This window comes from Paenibacillus sp. JNUCC 34 (assembly GCF_058269055.1).
On record NZ_CM177770.1, the window covers coordinates 1,718,998 to 1,732,946 of the forward strand.

The following is a 13,949-nucleotide window of genomic DNA, read 5'->3' on the forward strand; positions in this document are numbered from 1 at the left end:
ATTTTAATGGAGGAGTTCAAGGATGCATATAAGGGGAATAATTCTTGAGGGATATTCAAACTCTGGAAAAACATCATTATTAAAAACCTTAAAAATGATGCAATCTCAAGATGAAACTGCTGAACGGAGTCTTATTGTTTTAGGAGAGCATTATACTCAAGTGTTAAATAATGTAAACGGGGAATTCGTCAAGCTAAATAAAGCTGAGCATCAAAAAATATTAGAAGAAAGAGTAGAAATGCTGAAAAAGCTAAACGAATGGGCAATTTATTTAGGGCCTTCATCGCGAAAGTCTAGAGGTTTGTTCTTCATATTGGAAAGATTTCATTTAAATCATAGAGTAGCATTTAGTAATACATTAGATAATGAAATTGAAGAATTAGAACAGAATTTAGTTGGATTGGGAGCAAAATGTGTATTACTGACAATATCAAATGATATTGTTGAGGAGAGAGTAATGAGTAGAGATGCATTAATGTGGAAAGAAAAATCCAAAGAAGAATTTCTAAAGGGATGTCAAGATTTGATAGATACTCAACAACAATTAAGAGAACAAGCCAAATTATCTAGAGTACCTACCATAGAAATAAACACTGATTTAAAACAATGGAATAAATATGCAAATGATGTTTTAAAGTATTTTCATTAGTTGAAATAATCGCTAGGTACTAACAGATCTTATATTTACTACTTTCTTTATGAAAGGTAATGTGAGGGAAATGAGCCCCAGATTAAAGAAAAAATCAGTTTTATTGGTTTTAGTAGTCTTAATTTTAGTGAATGTAGTTTATCTGGTATTACAAAGGTTTGAATCCAACTTGGGATCATATTCTATCACTTATGGTAATGGTCTAAAAGTTCAAATTAATATAGATGGACTCTATAAAGAGAGTAATGCAAATATATTAATAGTAAGGGGGAATAAAATAAGTAAATACCCTTTAGAGAACGGACATAATGGATACCTATACTCAAGGAATATAGATACAGAAGCTAACGATCTAAATGAAACTGAAATTTTAGTGGAATGGACAGCAAATAATAAAAGACATATAGAATATATAAAAGCGAAAACTGATAAAAAGATATATTGAAGGGGTACTTGAGAGAGTGAGTACATCATATAACTCCGCATATACACAGTAGTCTTTGCACTTGGTTCGCGAGGAAGCTGAATCAGCGAACAACCCTGCGAGGCTAAGTCCCGTTGGACCCGGCGCGATGCGCCTTAAGCCTCTCGGGTTCGTAGATACAAGAACGTCATGCGCAATTATTGCAAGTATTAAAATTCTCAAAAGAGGATCTAAATATAAGAATACTGACAAATAACTTAGAGGTGAGGAACTTGAAGTACTTTTATGGAATATTATCATTATTGGGCATTATTCTACCCTATTCACAATTCATTCCTTGGATACATGAGAAAGGATTTAGTATTACTCAATTATTTATTGAAGCTAGTCAATCTCCAATTGGAGCATTTGCATGGATGGATGTAGTTGTATCAATAATAGTTCTTATCGGTTTTATCTTATATGAAGGCAAGAAAAAAGGAATGAAGTACTTATGGCTCCCTGTTCTTGGTACGTTAACAGTTGGTGTTTCACTTGGTCTTCCATTGTTTCTTCTATTACGGGAAATTCATATTGAAAAGAAAAAAAGAACTACAGAAGTGTAAGTTGTTCAATGAAGGCAGAAACAGCGCATAACAATGTGTTCATGCTTCGGGTTCGTGAATATGTTATCGGAGATTTTCGCAATGACTATAAAAGATAAAATGAGGGGTTTCAATGAAGCTTATAGATCTGACTCATATTATTCAAAATAAGATACCTGTGTATCCAGGTGACAGTGAGATGGAGTTAGTACAAACTAAAAATTTGAAAAGTGACGGTTATTGCAACCATCAGTTAACGATTAATATGCACACAGGTACACATATAGATGGTCCTTAAATAAATCTGAACTATATTTGAGTGACTTTCCATTGGATTCATTTATAGGGAAAGGAATATTGTTAAATGTTTCTGGAATGAACAGGATTGAGTATAAAGATAAGTACGAACACTTGATAAGTGAAAGAACGATTTTAGTTCTTTATACTGGACACAGTATTTATTTCGGTCAAGAAAAGTATTATACAGAACATCCGATTTTAACGAAAGAATTTGCAGAATTAGTAGTTCGAAAGAAGATAAAACTGATTGGAATGGATACACCATCTCCAGATAAGTTTCCATTTGAAATACATAAATTCTTGTTTGATAATCACGTGCTTATTGCTGAGAATCTCACTAATATTGATCAATTATTGAATGTAAATTCCTTTGAGATAATAGCACTGCCATTACTTATTAAGACAGATTCAGCGATCGCTCGTATTATTGCACGTACAGAATGAATAAGACAAAAGTATATTGTAGCGGGAAACATATTGATACTATAACTAACGGGCTGTATAGTAACGATTTTTGGAAGGATGAAGATTATTATGGATAAACGACTAACATTTAATGAGGATGTGGAGAATTACGAAAAATGGAGACCGACATATTGTGATGAATTATTCAAAGATATTATAGAGTATTCTCAAATTGAGCAAGGCAAAAAAGCAATTGAAATTGGTATTGGAACAGGTCAGGCAACAAGACCTTTTTTGGAAACAGGCTGTGAATTAACGGCAATTGAATTAGGAAAAGACCTTGCAGAATATTCAAAATTGAAGTTTCTAGAATATAAAAATTTCACAGTATGCAATACTGCATTTGAAGAATTTGAATGTCCAGATGGCAGTATTGATTTAATTTATTCAGCTACTGCATTTCATTGGATTCCAGAAGAAACGGGTTATCCTAAAGTCTCCAAATTATTAAAAACCGATGGAACACTAGCATTATTATGGAACCGTCCATTTGTATCACGAGAAAATGATGAGTTGCATCAGAAGATTCAAAGCATATATCAAAAATATAGACCTTCCAGTACCAAAATTATGGAGCATGATACTGAAAGATATGAATGTCGAAAGAAAACAATTCAGGCATATGGATTTAGAGAAATTGTGTTCAAATTATATCATTTAACAAGAAGATTTTCTTCATCTGACTATATTGCCTTATTAAATACATATTCAGATCATAGAACAATGCCATCAACTACAAGAGTATTATTTGAAAACGAGATTAAAGAAGCGATTTTACGTTTTGGTGATGTGTTATATGTTTATGATACCATCGATTTGTATTTAGCAAAAAAATGATTTGTTCTCGTTGCATTAACGGGAAATGTTTGTTGAGTTGTATGGGGCCGATCCATTAGATAACAATGTATTCCCGCTTGGGCATCCGCCTTTGGTCGTTTGAGGAATTTCGGGAAAGCGAACTCGAGCGACAACCCTGCAACACCTAACGGCATCGCGGCCGGAAGACCTGGGGGCTAAGATTAAGATAAGAGATATCTAAGCCTCCAGGGTTCACCTTAAGGTGGTGAGGGTTCGTGAATACAAAAACGTTATCTGGAACCTGTGCATTTTATTAATGAAAATATCTCACAGTAGTTAGGAGAAGATAGACATGCAACAAATCGATGTAGTTGAAGTCACAGAAGATCAAAAGTTTATACTCAAGCAGTTAATTGAGTTATATGAATATGATTTTAGTGAGTATAACAGTCGAGACGTAAATAAGTACGGCTTATATGGTTACAAGTATTTGGATCATTATTGGACTGACCAAGGTAGGTATCCATTCTTTGTTTTAGTCGATAATGAATTCGCAGGATTTGTGTTGATTAATAACCATTGTTATTTGCAAAAGAATGATGCTAAATCTGTTGCTGAGTTTTTTATTATGCGTAAGTACCGAAGAAGTGGGATAGGAAGTATTGTGGCAACAAAGATATTTGATATGTTTTGTGGGGAATGGGAGGTTCTTCAACACGGTAACAATGATCCATCTAAGTCATTTTGGAAGAGTGTTATTGAGAAATATACTAATGGTAACTATGAATTGCTGAATGTTGAGACAGAATCATGGAAGGGGCAAGGATTTATATTTAATAACGCTGTCTAGTAATTCGAAGAAGTCACAGGCATTGTTGACTGCCGAATCAATCTACGGCGCTGTATCATGATGAAACAGAAGAGTGTATTCATGATGAACTTCAGAATGAAGAATTTACTGAATTAGAAATCGACTATCAATTTGAAGAAATATTCTTTGAAATAAATAATAACATTCAACTTCTTACTGAGTTATCTTTTATCAAGAAGAGTCTTTGAGGGTCAATTCACAGAAGTGCGATACAACAGCTAACACAGAATTCACACACCCTTCCATACGGTCCTCGGTTCGCGAGTAGTAATTTTGAGGAAGTGGAAGCAGCGGATAACCCAGCACCGGCTAAGGTAAGTGCTATCTAAGCCAGTGCTGGGTTCGTGAATACATACGCTTATGCAAAAGTCCTGAGATCATAAACTTGAAAGACTCAAGATTCACCATTAACAGAAGTGGGAATCAAACAAGCTCAATGGCTAGGTGAATCATTCCAGAATGATACAATAGATGTTATTTACTCAAGTTCAAGTCTTAGAGCCCGAAAAACAGCTGAATTAATAAGAGATATAAAGGAAATTGATATAATTGAAAGTGATGACTTGAAAGAGATTCGTTTAGGAATTTGGGAAGGTAAACGTCAAGAAGAAGTCAAAGATTTATATCCTAAGCAATTCCACAATTTTTGGCATGATCCTGAGAAATTTCATGTACAAAACAGTGAAACTTTTCAGGATGTCTCGAAACGAGCAATAGATAAATTACACGAAATTATTAGTATAAATCAAGGTAAATCAATATTGATTGTAACTCATACCGTTGTTGTGAAATTGCTAATGGCATATTTTGAAGATCGACCTCTGAAGGATATTTGGAATCCTCCTTATATACATCCAGCCTGTTTATGTAAGACTAAATATTATTTTGCATGGAGATACAAGTCATTATAAAGAAGATCCGATAGTAAGTTAATCAAGAAGGATGAACTTCGCATAACACAGTATCTACGCCTCATCGCTGGCGCTCCTTGTCTGCCCGGTGTTTTTCGTAGAAGTGTCATCAAGCAGAAAACCCTGCAAGGTTAAGTGGAAAATCCGTTCAGTTGCGTCCGCTCCTCTAAGCTTTTCGAGTTCGTAAATACAAGAACGTTATTCGAAACATTGCAGACAAGCTTGAAATTATTAAACGGGTGGTGTTTAACGATGTATGAACAGTCAAAACATTTAATTGCTGTTTCAGCTCTTGTTAAGAATGAGAATGGACATGTTTTAATGGTTCGTACACATTTGCGTTCTGACACTTGGGAAATGCCCGGAGGATTTGTTGATGCTGGCGAGCCATTAGACATAGCTGTGTGTCGAGAATTTTTGGAAGAAACGGGAATTGTTATACGCCCTTTAGGAATATCCGGAGTCTACTACAATGAAAGGATTCATGTTTTGTCTGTTGTTTTTAATGCGGAATATGTTAGTGGTGAAATAACAATTCAACCAGAAGAAATTCTAGAGGCAAAATATTTAAATTTGGATGATACTAATATTGATGAATATATAAAAAGGCCTCAACTAAAGTCGCGCATACTTGATGCACTAAATGCAGTAAACTCTATCCCATATGAGACATGGGATTTGAACGCACCTAATTATAAGCTGTTGTCAAGATTAGACGGAGAACATAAGAATTCTAAAAATGTATTTTTACTCACAGGAAAACCTAGAATGGGCAAGACAACAATGATAAAAAAACTCATAAATGACATTGGATCAGATATTTGTGGTGGATTCTATACGGAAGAAATAACAAATTCAGATGATCGAATAGGTTTCAGATGTGTGTCCGTTAATGGAGAAAGTGTAGAAATCGCGAATGTAGCAAGTCCTAGCAAAATTCGAATTGGAAGGTACGGAATTGATATAGAAAAATTCGAAGATTTTGCTATTAAAGTATTAAATGACGCCTTGTCTTCAAAAAAAATAATTGTAATTGATGAAATTGGATTTATGCAGATGCTATCCACCTCTTTCCATAAAATAGTACAGGACATTGTTTCCGGTAATCATATTGTTCTTGGGACAATTCCTTTAGACAGTCATCCTGAAATAGACAAAATCAAATATTTGAAGGAAGTAAAGATAATAAGTTTAAATGAATTCACTCGTGATGTGATATCAGAATTTTTGGTAAAGGATATTTTGAAAGCTTTAGAATCAAGTACATTGTAGGAATTCGAAGAAAGCGCTGACATAAACGTTAAGTGAGAGACCAATAGGATTTGGTGAGTCATTAAATGACTGAATGGAGGCCAAGACAAATGACAAACCCAATCGCTCCATTAAGCCTCTCGGATTCGTAGATACAAGAACGTTATAGGAAATATCCGCAAAAAATTAAGGAAAGGGAGTTTTCTATGGAACTTCAAGAAATCAATCAAAAATTAAAAGAAACAAGAACTGAATTATTAGAAATACTTAAAGGATTGAATGGAGATCAATTAAACAAACGGAAAGACTCATACAGTTGGAGTATTAGTCAGGTATGTCAACACCTTTCAAAGACAGAAGAATTATATGTCGTAGCAATAAGGAAAGGATTAATGAGCAAAGAAAATTCATTCATAGAAAGTAAACCATTAGAATTTCTACTTGATAGAAGTAAAAAGTTAGAAGCTCCTGACATTGCTAAACCAACAGATGAAATTTTAGAAAATAAAGAAATTGTTGAGAAACTAAACAATTCAAGAGAGAAGTTATATGAAATATTAAACACATTAGAAGACCCATCAGTGCTGAGTAGAAGACATTTTATACACCCAGTCTTCAAAGAGATGTTATTAATTGAATGGGTTAGATCACTGTACTTACATGAACAAAGACATATTAAACAAATCAAAGAAATTAAGGATGGATTTAAGTAAACAATGTTTAGGCCTTCATTTTTCAAGAGGTTTTCACACGCATAAACCAGGCTTTAAGGTTCTTGTACCGCTTGGCACGGCGCAGTTATAATGAATGAGATTGTACTGTCTTTTATGATAACTCTTTATAGCTGGGAAGGAGCTGTGCAACATGTCCGGGTTGACCAAAAAAGCTTTATCTTCCTCTTTAAAAGCAATGATGGAACGATCATCGCTAGATAAAATCACTGTTAAAGATCTCGTTGCTGAATGTGGAGTGAATCGACAGACGTTTTATTATCATTTTCAAGATGTATATGATCTGTTGGATTGGATCTATAAGACGGAAGCACTGGATAGTATCGCTAATTTACGTACATACGACACGTGGCAGCAGGGTTTTCTTAAGATATTTCATTATGTACTGGATAATAAAAAATTCTGCATGTGTACCTATCGATCCATGGGGCGAGAACATTTAGATTTGTTTCTACACCAAGCGGTATTCGAGCTTCTCATGGGCGTCATAGAAGAAGTCAACGCAAATATGCAGGTGAGGCAGGAAGATAAGAATTTTATCGCGAATTTTTACACTTATGCGTTTATCGGTATTATGCTGGAGTGGATCCGAAATGACATGAGTGAAGATCCAGAGATAATTATTGATCGATTAAGTGTTCTGGTTGAAGGCGATATGGAAAAGGCAATTAACAAGTATGTAAAGAGTTGCTAACAAGGGGACTCAATTTATCCTATATATTTAGACATTGTAAGGGTTGTGTATAAATTTTATACACGGCCCTTTTGCTGTCTAAGGTAGACGATCCATATGTGCAGTATATTGGTTTCACGGACAAAATAAATGAACATATGGAGGTTACATCGATGAAAAAAGATTACGGGAACAGACAAGTTTACTTTGTTGGCGGCGGTCTAGCATCGCTCGCAGGTGCATCCTATCTTATACGAGATTGTGATTTTCCAGGTGAAAATATTCATATTTTAGAAGGTATGCACATTCTCGGAGGAAGTAATGACGGTGCGGGTGATACAACCAATGGTTTCGTATGCCGTGGCGGTCGTATGTTGAACGAAGAAACCTATGAAAATACATGGGAGCTGCTATCTTCCATTCCTTCGATTGAACAAGAAGGTGTGTCCGTATGCGACGAAATTCTAGCTTTTGACCATGCGCATCCTACACATGCGAATGCTCGCTTGATTAACAAAGACGGCGAGGTTCTGGATGTTATGTCCATGGGCTTTAATACAGCTGATCGATTAGCACTTGGAAGATTAATGATCACACCGGAGGAGAAATTGGACAACTTGCGGATCTGCGATTGGTTTGCGGAAACGCCGCATTTTTTCGAAACGAACTTCTGGTATATGTGGCAGACAACATTTGCCTTCCAAAAATGGTCCAGCTTGTTTGAATTTAGACGCTATATGAACCGTATGGTATTTGAATTTTCTCGTATTCAAACTCTTGAAGGGGTTACACGTACTCCTTATAACCAATATGATTCGATTATTTTGCCAATTAAAAAGTACCTTGATGGTTTCGACGTTGATTTCAGCTTGAAATATACAGTGACAGATCTCGACTTTGAAGAAGGCGATGGTATCACGGTAACAGCGATCCATTATGAGCAAGATGGCAAATCGGGTATTATTCAACTTCGGGAGGGCGATTTGTGTATCGTGACTAATGGCTGTATGACTGATAATGCGACACTAGGCGATCTGAACACACCTGCTAAGATGGTGCCAGAGAATCCGATGTCAGGTAATCTGTGGGCGAAGATCGCAGCTAAGAAAGAGGGACTCGGTAATCCGGCTCCATTCTTCGGCAATGCAGAGGAAACGAACTGGGAATCCTTCACGGTTACTTGCAAAGGTGACAAGCTGCTTAAGATGATTGAGAAATATTCCCGCAACAAACCAGGCAGTGGTGCTTTAATGACATTCAAAGATTCCAATTGGTTGATGTCGATTGTAGTTGCCGCACAGCCTCACTTTAAAAATCAACCGGCAGACACGACAATATTCTGGGGATACGGCTTGTACACGGATAAAGAAGGCGATTATGTCAAGAAACCAATGCGAGATTGTACAGGCAAAGAGATGCTGGTTGAACTGCTGCACCATCTGCATATGGAAGAAGATATGGATGAAATCATGGATAGCGTCGTGAACGTTATTCCATGTATGATGCCATATATTGATTCTCAGTTCCAACCGCGTGCAATGAGCGATCGTCCAAAAGTGGTACCAGATGGCTCTACGAACCTGGCAATGATTAGTCAGTTCGTTGAAATTCCAGAGGACATGGTGTTCACGGAAGAATATTCGATTCGTGCAGCCAGAATTGCCGTTTATACTTTGCTGGGATTGAATAAAAAGGTGTGCCCGGTAACACCTCATAAGTATGATGTTCGCACCTTGTTGAAAGCATTGAATACCTCATACAGATAAGGGATGAGGCAATCGATGAACGGAACATCGAGGGGAATCGGGCCTTGTAAGAACAATAATTCATTCTTGATCCATAACCTAAGGGCATTCGCTGAGAATAGCGATTGCCCTTTTCTTGTGTTGATGAAGCATAATAGAAATACGACATAATATGTAGTTTTCTTAATCGTGGCGAGTGTCAACAATATAATCCGATTTCTGAATAGTGCCCAACAAGCCGGTTATTTTCTTATTTTATTTTGAACAAAGATGGAACTTATATGGTGAGATGTGTAAGAATGTAGTTAGTTCACTAAACAGCATAAATTGCATTTTAACCGAAGTTTGTGAAAAAGAGGTTATTCGAAATCAGTGCAAGGATACTTTAAATATTATAACAAGAAGTCATACTTTCTTTTTCCGTGTAAGATTCTGCGAATCTCAACAATATCGGACAAGAAAACATAAAACACTAGATAATTTTCAACAACTAAAATACGATAATTAAGAGCCTGAAGTCGAACGTCAGTTGATACTACCCCACTTAAAGGAAATATTTCTAGTATTGATATTGCTTTATCAAATTTATTAAGCACAGATAAAGCGGCATCAGGAATATCTAACATGATGTACTCAATGATTTCAGATAGATCTTGTTCCGCAATAGGAAGATATATGACTTGATATTTATTCTCCATGAATTCGTTCTCTTAATTTATCCATTAGTTCCTTATGTTCGATTGTAGAGGAGTTTGAATTACTTTGTTTTTCAGCAACAGCCAACTTTTGATATAGTTCAATTAAAGCTTGTTGTTTTTCATAAAGAGCATGACTCATAACAACAAGATCACTTTGACCATTCTTAGTAATAAATATTGGCTCACCGTCTTTATGGGCAACCTCAGAAATAAAATTAAAATTATTTCGTAAATCAGATATTGGACGAATGATTGGCATGGCGACCCCTCCGTATCATGTATTTGTTATATATTTTATCATAATTATGATATTAAATGCATTCAAATCAAAATAATGTTATTAGATTGTGGTGGAGTCAGGTAGACAGCCCTGCGAACCTAACTGCGCAAGCGCAGCTGACCCTTTGGATCTTAAGGCTCTCGGGTTCGTGAATGCGGGAACGTTATAGGAAATCTCCTAAAAGAATAATAATCAACATTACAAACCAATTGAGGATGATCATGAATAGAATAGGAAAATCATTTATAGATAATGAAGGTTTATTGCTTCGTGAATTTGGTTTTAAGCCTGACATGGGAACAGTAGAGTTGGATTCAGCAAAGTTTATGACGTTTTATCATTATACTCATGAGGATAAGCTGGATCAGATTTTTTTACCGCATAGTGGATTATTGGCAAGAAGACCTGTAACCTGCCCTAATGTACCAGAAAGATTTAAGGATTGTTTTTTAACAGAGGGGTTTCTTGAACGATTACCTAATTGGGTTACTGATTGTCCCTACTTTAATGATTTGGGATATGAACTGATGAGAAAGTATATTGGAAATACTTAATTCTTATATTCCTGAGAAAGAATATAACGGTGGGCATGTAGCACCAATTGTTCAAGTATTACGTAAGGGAGAAGGAATCGTAGTACCAAGCAAATATATTTCTGTGTCTAAGGTTCAGCCATTAAAATAATAGAATAAGATTCAAGTGTTTTCAAAGAAGAGGTGACACCTATCAGTGCAATATATTATGGGGCAGGGAGAGAATATTATGAATGTAACTGATAAAGAACTAATAATAAGAAAGATGAGATCCAGTTCGGAGGATTTTGACCTATTAGAGAAGTGGCTAAATGACGAAGAAGTACAAGATTATTACGAAGGAAAGAGCACGAAATATACACGAGAACAAATCATACTTAAATTTGATTCTAGGGCTTCGGGAAAAGATTATGTCATTCCTTGCATCATTGAATATCTTGATCATCCAATTGGCTATATACAGTATTACTTGCTAACAAATCAGGAACTAGAAGAATACGGTGCTAATAATAAGGATGTATATGGGATTGATTTATTTATTGGAGAAACAAAGCATTGGAATAAAGGATTGGGAAGCAAAACATTAAAATTAGTGATTAAATATTTATTTGAGGAACTACAGTCAACCGCTATTTTTATTGATCCACAAACATGGAATCATCGAGCAATTCGGTGTTACGAAAAGTGTGGATTCCGTAAAGTCAAAGTATTAGAAAGACATGAGTTACATGAGGGAGTATATAAAGATAATCAAATCATGGTGATATCATCTGAAGAATATTATAGACATTCAATTATTTAATTTTGAATGCTTATTATATGAAGGCGCTTACTTCTTATTTGGAGGAATAACTATATGGAGATTACATTATTCAAATCAGGCTTAAATGAAGCATCTACTATTCATGAAATGCAAATCAAAGCATTTATGCCATTGTTAGATAAATATCAGGATTATGAAACAAGCCCAGCCAACGAGTCTGTCGAACGAATAATGAGTCGATTGAATCAATCATTTACGGATTATTACATCATAAAAAGTTCTGAAATTGCCGTGGGTGCAATTAGAATCGTTAGGAAACATAATAAAACTTATCGCGTCAGCCCTATAATTATATTGCCTGAATACCAGGGAAGAGGAATTGCACAAAAAGTATTTGCTATGATAGAGGAGATGTATAACGACGCGAGGACATGGGAACTAGATACAATATTACAAGAGCGAGGCAATTGCTACCTCTATGAAAAGTTAGGTTATAAACAAACGGGAAAGATAAAAGTGATTAACAATAAAATGACAATTGTGTTTTATGAAAAACACTTGATTTAGCTGTCAAATAATAATTAAACAAAAGCGATGTAACATTATAGAAAACACCCGCGCCCGAAGGATATGTCAGGAGAGTGGAATGAAAAATGAATTCATCTTGATTCGAGAATGAGCCACTTTGGAGTAGAATAAAACCAATAACTTTGTCCTCAGTCTAATGAAATAGCATATACAAATCATTCAATATTGAATTTTATGAAAAAGAAGAGCTAGAAGATGGACATGAGGTAATATATCAATATTTTAAGGCCTAAAAAATCCTACTAGTAATCCGAGAAGGTATTAACTTTACCTAACACTGTAATCACGCTGCCGGCCTGACGGTCCTTGATTCGCCCGAAGAGTTTGATAGGAAAGTGAAGTCAGGCGAATAACCCTGCGAACCTAACCGCGTCGCGGCCGACTCCACGCGTGACGTTATAGGAAATATCTGCAATAAATAGAATGACAAGCTTTTATGGGGGGAGAAAGGAAGTGTAAAGTTGAGAGGATTTATTGGTTTGATCTCAATTATATTTAGCTATTTAATTTGTAGTTTGAGTCTCAAGTCGAATATATTTGAAGAGTTTGATTGGTTTACTTTTGTTGTATATTTTTTACTATTTATCGGTACTATAATCAACGCATATCTCGTGAATAAATTTGATCTAATAACTTTATATGTATGGATATTATTATCAATAATACCTGGAATAGCTTTTATATTATATTCTCGTTTTCACGAAGGTACAGGCGGATGGGTAAGTTTTCCGTGGGATTGGGGCTTATGGGAACTTTTTATACCAATAATATTTGGTTTTTTTCAAATAATATTTTTATTAGCATGTATAAGCAGTCGAAGGAAAATAAGTGAATAGATTAAACTTAAATATTTTTATTGCATATCAGAATGGAACAAAATTGAAATGATGGATATAAGAGGAATAATTATGGTGGAGAATATTATTGGATTCAAGAAAGAGAACAAGCAGTTTTAATTACTGGGGAACCTACATTTTCAATTTCTTTATATGCTTTTGATAAAGCTAAGGGAAGAATTGTAAATGGAAAAGAAGATGATATTCCATATTACTTTGAGGTATAAGTTAAAGCAGTTGAAAAAGGAAAAAAAACAGGTTATTGTGCCACTATTGTTTAGGAATAAAATGATATAAGGGTGTCGAATATTAAGATCCTGTATAGGAATTAAAGAATTAGCAAGAAATGGTAGTATTTCTGGGCGAAGTCGGACCATCGCATAACAACGTATTCACGCTGTAAGTATATTGATATTTCTAACCTTTACATGGGAACAAGTATTTGGTATTATCTGTTTGGACAAAAATTCCATCTTGTGGGGGCGTTTATATGGGAAGAGTTGTGTTATTTGATTTAAGTAGTCAAGATCCAGAACGCGCGGCAGCCTTTTATTCATCAGTATTCGGATGGGAGATTGCAGAACCCAACTGGGGATACTATCCAGTAACAACAGGTGATGATAATAAACCAGGAATACATGGAGGAATTTCTAAAGGGCCTAATGATTTTCCTCATGGAACCAGAATTCAAATTGAAGTGGATAACATTGAAGAATCAATAAAAAAATCTGTTGAATTAGGTGCTCAGATTGTAAGGGACAAAATGGAATTTGATAATTTCTATTTAGCTTATTTAGTAGACCCAGTAGGTAATGGTATTGGGCTAATTCAGAATAAATGATGTAATAC

18 protein-coding genes are annotated in these 13,949 nt (G+C 35.2%); 16 read left to right on the top strand and 2 right to left on the bottom strand.

All coding sequences use genetic code 11. From position 1 onward, the window contains the following. The first annotated feature begins 22 nt into the window (after positions 1-22). The 12 genes from AC2TF5_RS07945 to AC2TF5_RS08000 all read left to right on the top strand — a co-directional run bounded on the left by AC2TF5_RS07945 (position 23) and on the right by AC2TF5_RS08000 (position 9,423). Positions 23-649, top strand: coding sequence for a hypothetical protein (locus AC2TF5_RS07945; protein WP_491301638.1), 627 nt, complete (start codon positions 23-25; stop codon positions 647-649). A gap of 70 nt (positions 650-719) precedes the next feature. Beyond that, a complete protein-coding gene (locus AC2TF5_RS07950) occupies positions 720-1,094 on the top strand; it encodes a hypothetical protein (RefSeq protein WP_491301639.1) in 375 nt (124 codons plus the stop codon). A gap of 242 nt (positions 1,095-1,336) precedes the next feature. Next, a complete protein-coding gene (locus tag AC2TF5_RS07955) occupies positions 1,337-1,678 on the top strand; it encodes a DUF2834 domain-containing protein (protein ID WP_491302839.1) in 342 nt (113 codons plus the stop codon). A 112-nt stretch (positions 1,679-1,790) separates the two neighbouring features. Then, complete coding sequence (locus AC2TF5_RS07960) at positions 1,791-1,955, top strand: cyclase family protein (protein ID WP_491301640.1); 165 nt, start codon at positions 1,791-1,793, stop codon at positions 1,953-1,955. A 32-nt stretch (positions 1,956-1,987) separates the two neighbouring features. Then, positions 1,988-2,401 (top strand): cyclase family protein, encoded by a 414-nt coding sequence (locus tag AC2TF5_RS07965; RefSeq protein WP_491301641.1) that lies wholly within the window; start codon positions 1,988-1,990, stop codon positions 2,399-2,401. A 90-nt stretch (positions 2,402-2,491) separates the two neighbouring features. Then, on the top strand, positions 2,492-3,259 hold the full coding sequence (locus AC2TF5_RS07970) for a class I SAM-dependent methyltransferase (protein WP_491301642.1): 768 nt from the start codon (positions 2,492-2,494) through the stop codon (positions 3,257-3,259). Between the two features lie 313 nt (positions 3,260-3,572). Then, positions 3,573-4,070: a GNAT family N-acetyltransferase gene (locus AC2TF5_RS07975; protein ID WP_491301643.1), complete on the top strand. Its 498-nt coding sequence runs from the start codon at positions 3,573-3,575 to the stop codon at positions 4,068-4,070. 437 nt (positions 4,071-4,507) lie between these two features. After that, positions 4,508-5,002, top strand: coding sequence for a histidine phosphatase family protein (locus tag AC2TF5_RS07980; RefSeq protein ID WP_491301644.1), 495 nt, complete (start codon positions 4,508-4,510; stop codon positions 5,000-5,002). Positions 5,003-5,254: 252 nt separating this feature from the next. Beyond that, the gene (locus tag AC2TF5_RS07985; protein ID WP_491301645.1) at positions 5,255-6,274 is read left to right on the top strand and encodes a nucleoside-triphosphatase; all 1,020 of its coding nucleotides are present in this window, start codon (positions 5,255-5,257) and stop codon (positions 6,272-6,274) included. A gap of 185 nt (positions 6,275-6,459) precedes the next feature. Next, positions 6,460-6,966, top strand: a complete 507-nt coding sequence (locus AC2TF5_RS07990; RefSeq protein WP_491301646.1) for a DinB family protein — start codon at positions 6,460-6,462, stop codon at positions 6,964-6,966. Between the two features lie 151 nt (positions 6,967-7,117). Beyond that, positions 7,118-7,678: a TetR/AcrR family transcriptional regulator gene (locus AC2TF5_RS07995; RefSeq protein ID WP_491301647.1), complete on the top strand. Its 561-nt coding sequence runs from the start codon at positions 7,118-7,120 to the stop codon at positions 7,676-7,678. Positions 7,679-7,830: 152 nt separating this feature from the next. Further along, entirely contained in the window at positions 7,831-9,423 is a 1,593-nt protein-coding gene (locus AC2TF5_RS08000) for an oleate hydratase (protein ID WP_491301648.1), read from the top strand. Between the two features lie 371 nt (positions 9,424-9,794). Here AC2TF5_RS08000 and AC2TF5_RS08005 read toward each other — a convergent pair whose 3' ends face one another. Both AC2TF5_RS08005 and AC2TF5_RS08010 read right to left on the bottom strand, forming a co-directional pair. Then, the gene (locus tag AC2TF5_RS08005; RefSeq protein WP_491301649.1) at positions 9,795-10,100 is read right to left on the bottom strand and encodes a type II toxin-antitoxin system RelE/ParE family toxin; all 306 of its coding nucleotides are present in this window, start codon (positions 10,098-10,100) and stop codon (positions 9,795-9,797) included. Continuing rightward, positions 10,090-10,359, bottom strand: a complete 270-nt coding sequence (locus AC2TF5_RS08010) for a type II toxin-antitoxin system prevent-host-death family antitoxin (protein WP_491301650.1) — start codon at positions 10,357-10,359, stop codon at positions 10,090-10,092. The genes AC2TF5_RS08005 and AC2TF5_RS08010 overlap by 11 nt, the downstream gene beginning before the upstream one ends. Positions 10,360-10,601: 242 nt before the next feature. On the opposite strand from AC2TF5_RS08010, the gene AC2TF5_RS08015 reads away from it, so the two are divergent. The 4 genes from AC2TF5_RS08015 (at position 10,602) to AC2TF5_RS08030 (ending at position 13,941) form a co-directional block, all read left to right on the top strand. Continuing rightward, the gene (locus tag AC2TF5_RS08015) at positions 10,602-10,934 is read left to right on the top strand and encodes a hypothetical protein (RefSeq protein WP_491301651.1); all 333 of its coding nucleotides are present in this window, start codon (positions 10,602-10,604) and stop codon (positions 10,932-10,934) included. A gap of 208 nt (positions 10,935-11,142) precedes the next feature. Then, positions 11,143-11,715 (top strand): GNAT family N-acetyltransferase, encoded by a 573-nt coding sequence (locus tag AC2TF5_RS08020; protein WP_491301652.1) that lies wholly within the window; start codon positions 11,143-11,145, stop codon positions 11,713-11,715. Between the two features lie 54 nt (positions 11,716-11,769). After that, the gene (locus tag AC2TF5_RS08025; RefSeq protein ID WP_491301653.1) at positions 11,770-12,243 is read left to right on the top strand and encodes a GNAT family N-acetyltransferase; all 474 of its coding nucleotides are present in this window, start codon (positions 11,770-11,772) and stop codon (positions 12,241-12,243) included. 1,347 nt (positions 12,244-13,590) lie between these two features. Continuing rightward, entirely contained in the window at positions 13,591-13,941 is a 351-nt protein-coding gene (locus AC2TF5_RS08030) for a VOC family protein (protein ID WP_491301654.1), read from the top strand. The last annotated feature ends 8 nt before the right edge of the window (positions 13,942-13,949 follow it).

Coding starts and splice junctions, on each gene's coding strand:
- AC2TF5_RS07970 (WP_491301642.1), top strand. CDS start 2,492: ATGGATAAACGACTAACATTTAATGAGGATGTGGAGAATTACGAAAAA.
- AC2TF5_RS08015 (WP_491301651.1), top strand. CDS start 10,602: ATGAATAGAATAGGAAAATCATTTATAGATAATGAAGGTTTATTGCTT.
- AC2TF5_RS08020 (WP_491301652.1), top strand. CDS start 11,143: ATGAATGTAACTGATAAAGAACTAATAATAAGAAAGATGAGATCCAGT.
- AC2TF5_RS08005 (WP_491301649.1), bottom strand. CDS start 10,100: ATGGAGAATAAATATCAAGTCATATATCTTCCTATTGCGGAACAAGAT.
- AC2TF5_RS08010 (WP_491301650.1), bottom strand. CDS start 10,359: ATGCCAATCATTCGTCCAATATCTGATTTACGAAATAATTTTAATTTT.
- AC2TF5_RS07985 (WP_491301645.1), top strand. CDS start 5,255: ATGTATGAACAGTCAAAACATTTAATTGCTGTTTCAGCTCTTGTTAAG.
- AC2TF5_RS07990 (WP_491301646.1), top strand. CDS start 6,460: ATGGAACTTCAAGAAATCAATCAAAAATTAAAAGAAACAAGAACTGAA.
- AC2TF5_RS07950 (WP_491301639.1), top strand. CDS start 720: ATGAGCCCCAGATTAAAGAAAAAATCAGTTTTATTGGTTTTAGTAGTC.
- AC2TF5_RS08030 (WP_491301654.1), top strand. CDS start 13,591: ATGGGAAGAGTTGTGTTATTTGATTTAAGTAGTCAAGATCCAGAACGC.
- AC2TF5_RS07945 (WP_491301638.1), top strand. CDS start 23: ATGCATATAAGGGGAATAATTCTTGAGGGATATTCAAACTCTGGAAAA.
- AC2TF5_RS07960 (WP_491301640.1), top strand. CDS start 1,791: ATGAAGCTTATAGATCTGACTCATATTATTCAAAATAAGATACCTGTG.
- AC2TF5_RS08025 (WP_491301653.1), top strand. CDS start 11,770: ATGGAGATTACATTATTCAAATCAGGCTTAAATGAAGCATCTACTATT.
- AC2TF5_RS07995 (WP_491301647.1), top strand. CDS start 7,118: ATGTCCGGGTTGACCAAAAAAGCTTTATCTTCCTCTTTAAAAGCAATG.
- AC2TF5_RS08000 (WP_491301648.1), top strand. CDS start 7,831: ATGAAAAAAGATTACGGGAACAGACAAGTTTACTTTGTTGGCGGCGGT.
- AC2TF5_RS07975 (WP_491301643.1), top strand. CDS start 3,573: ATGCAACAAATCGATGTAGTTGAAGTCACAGAAGATCAAAAGTTTATA.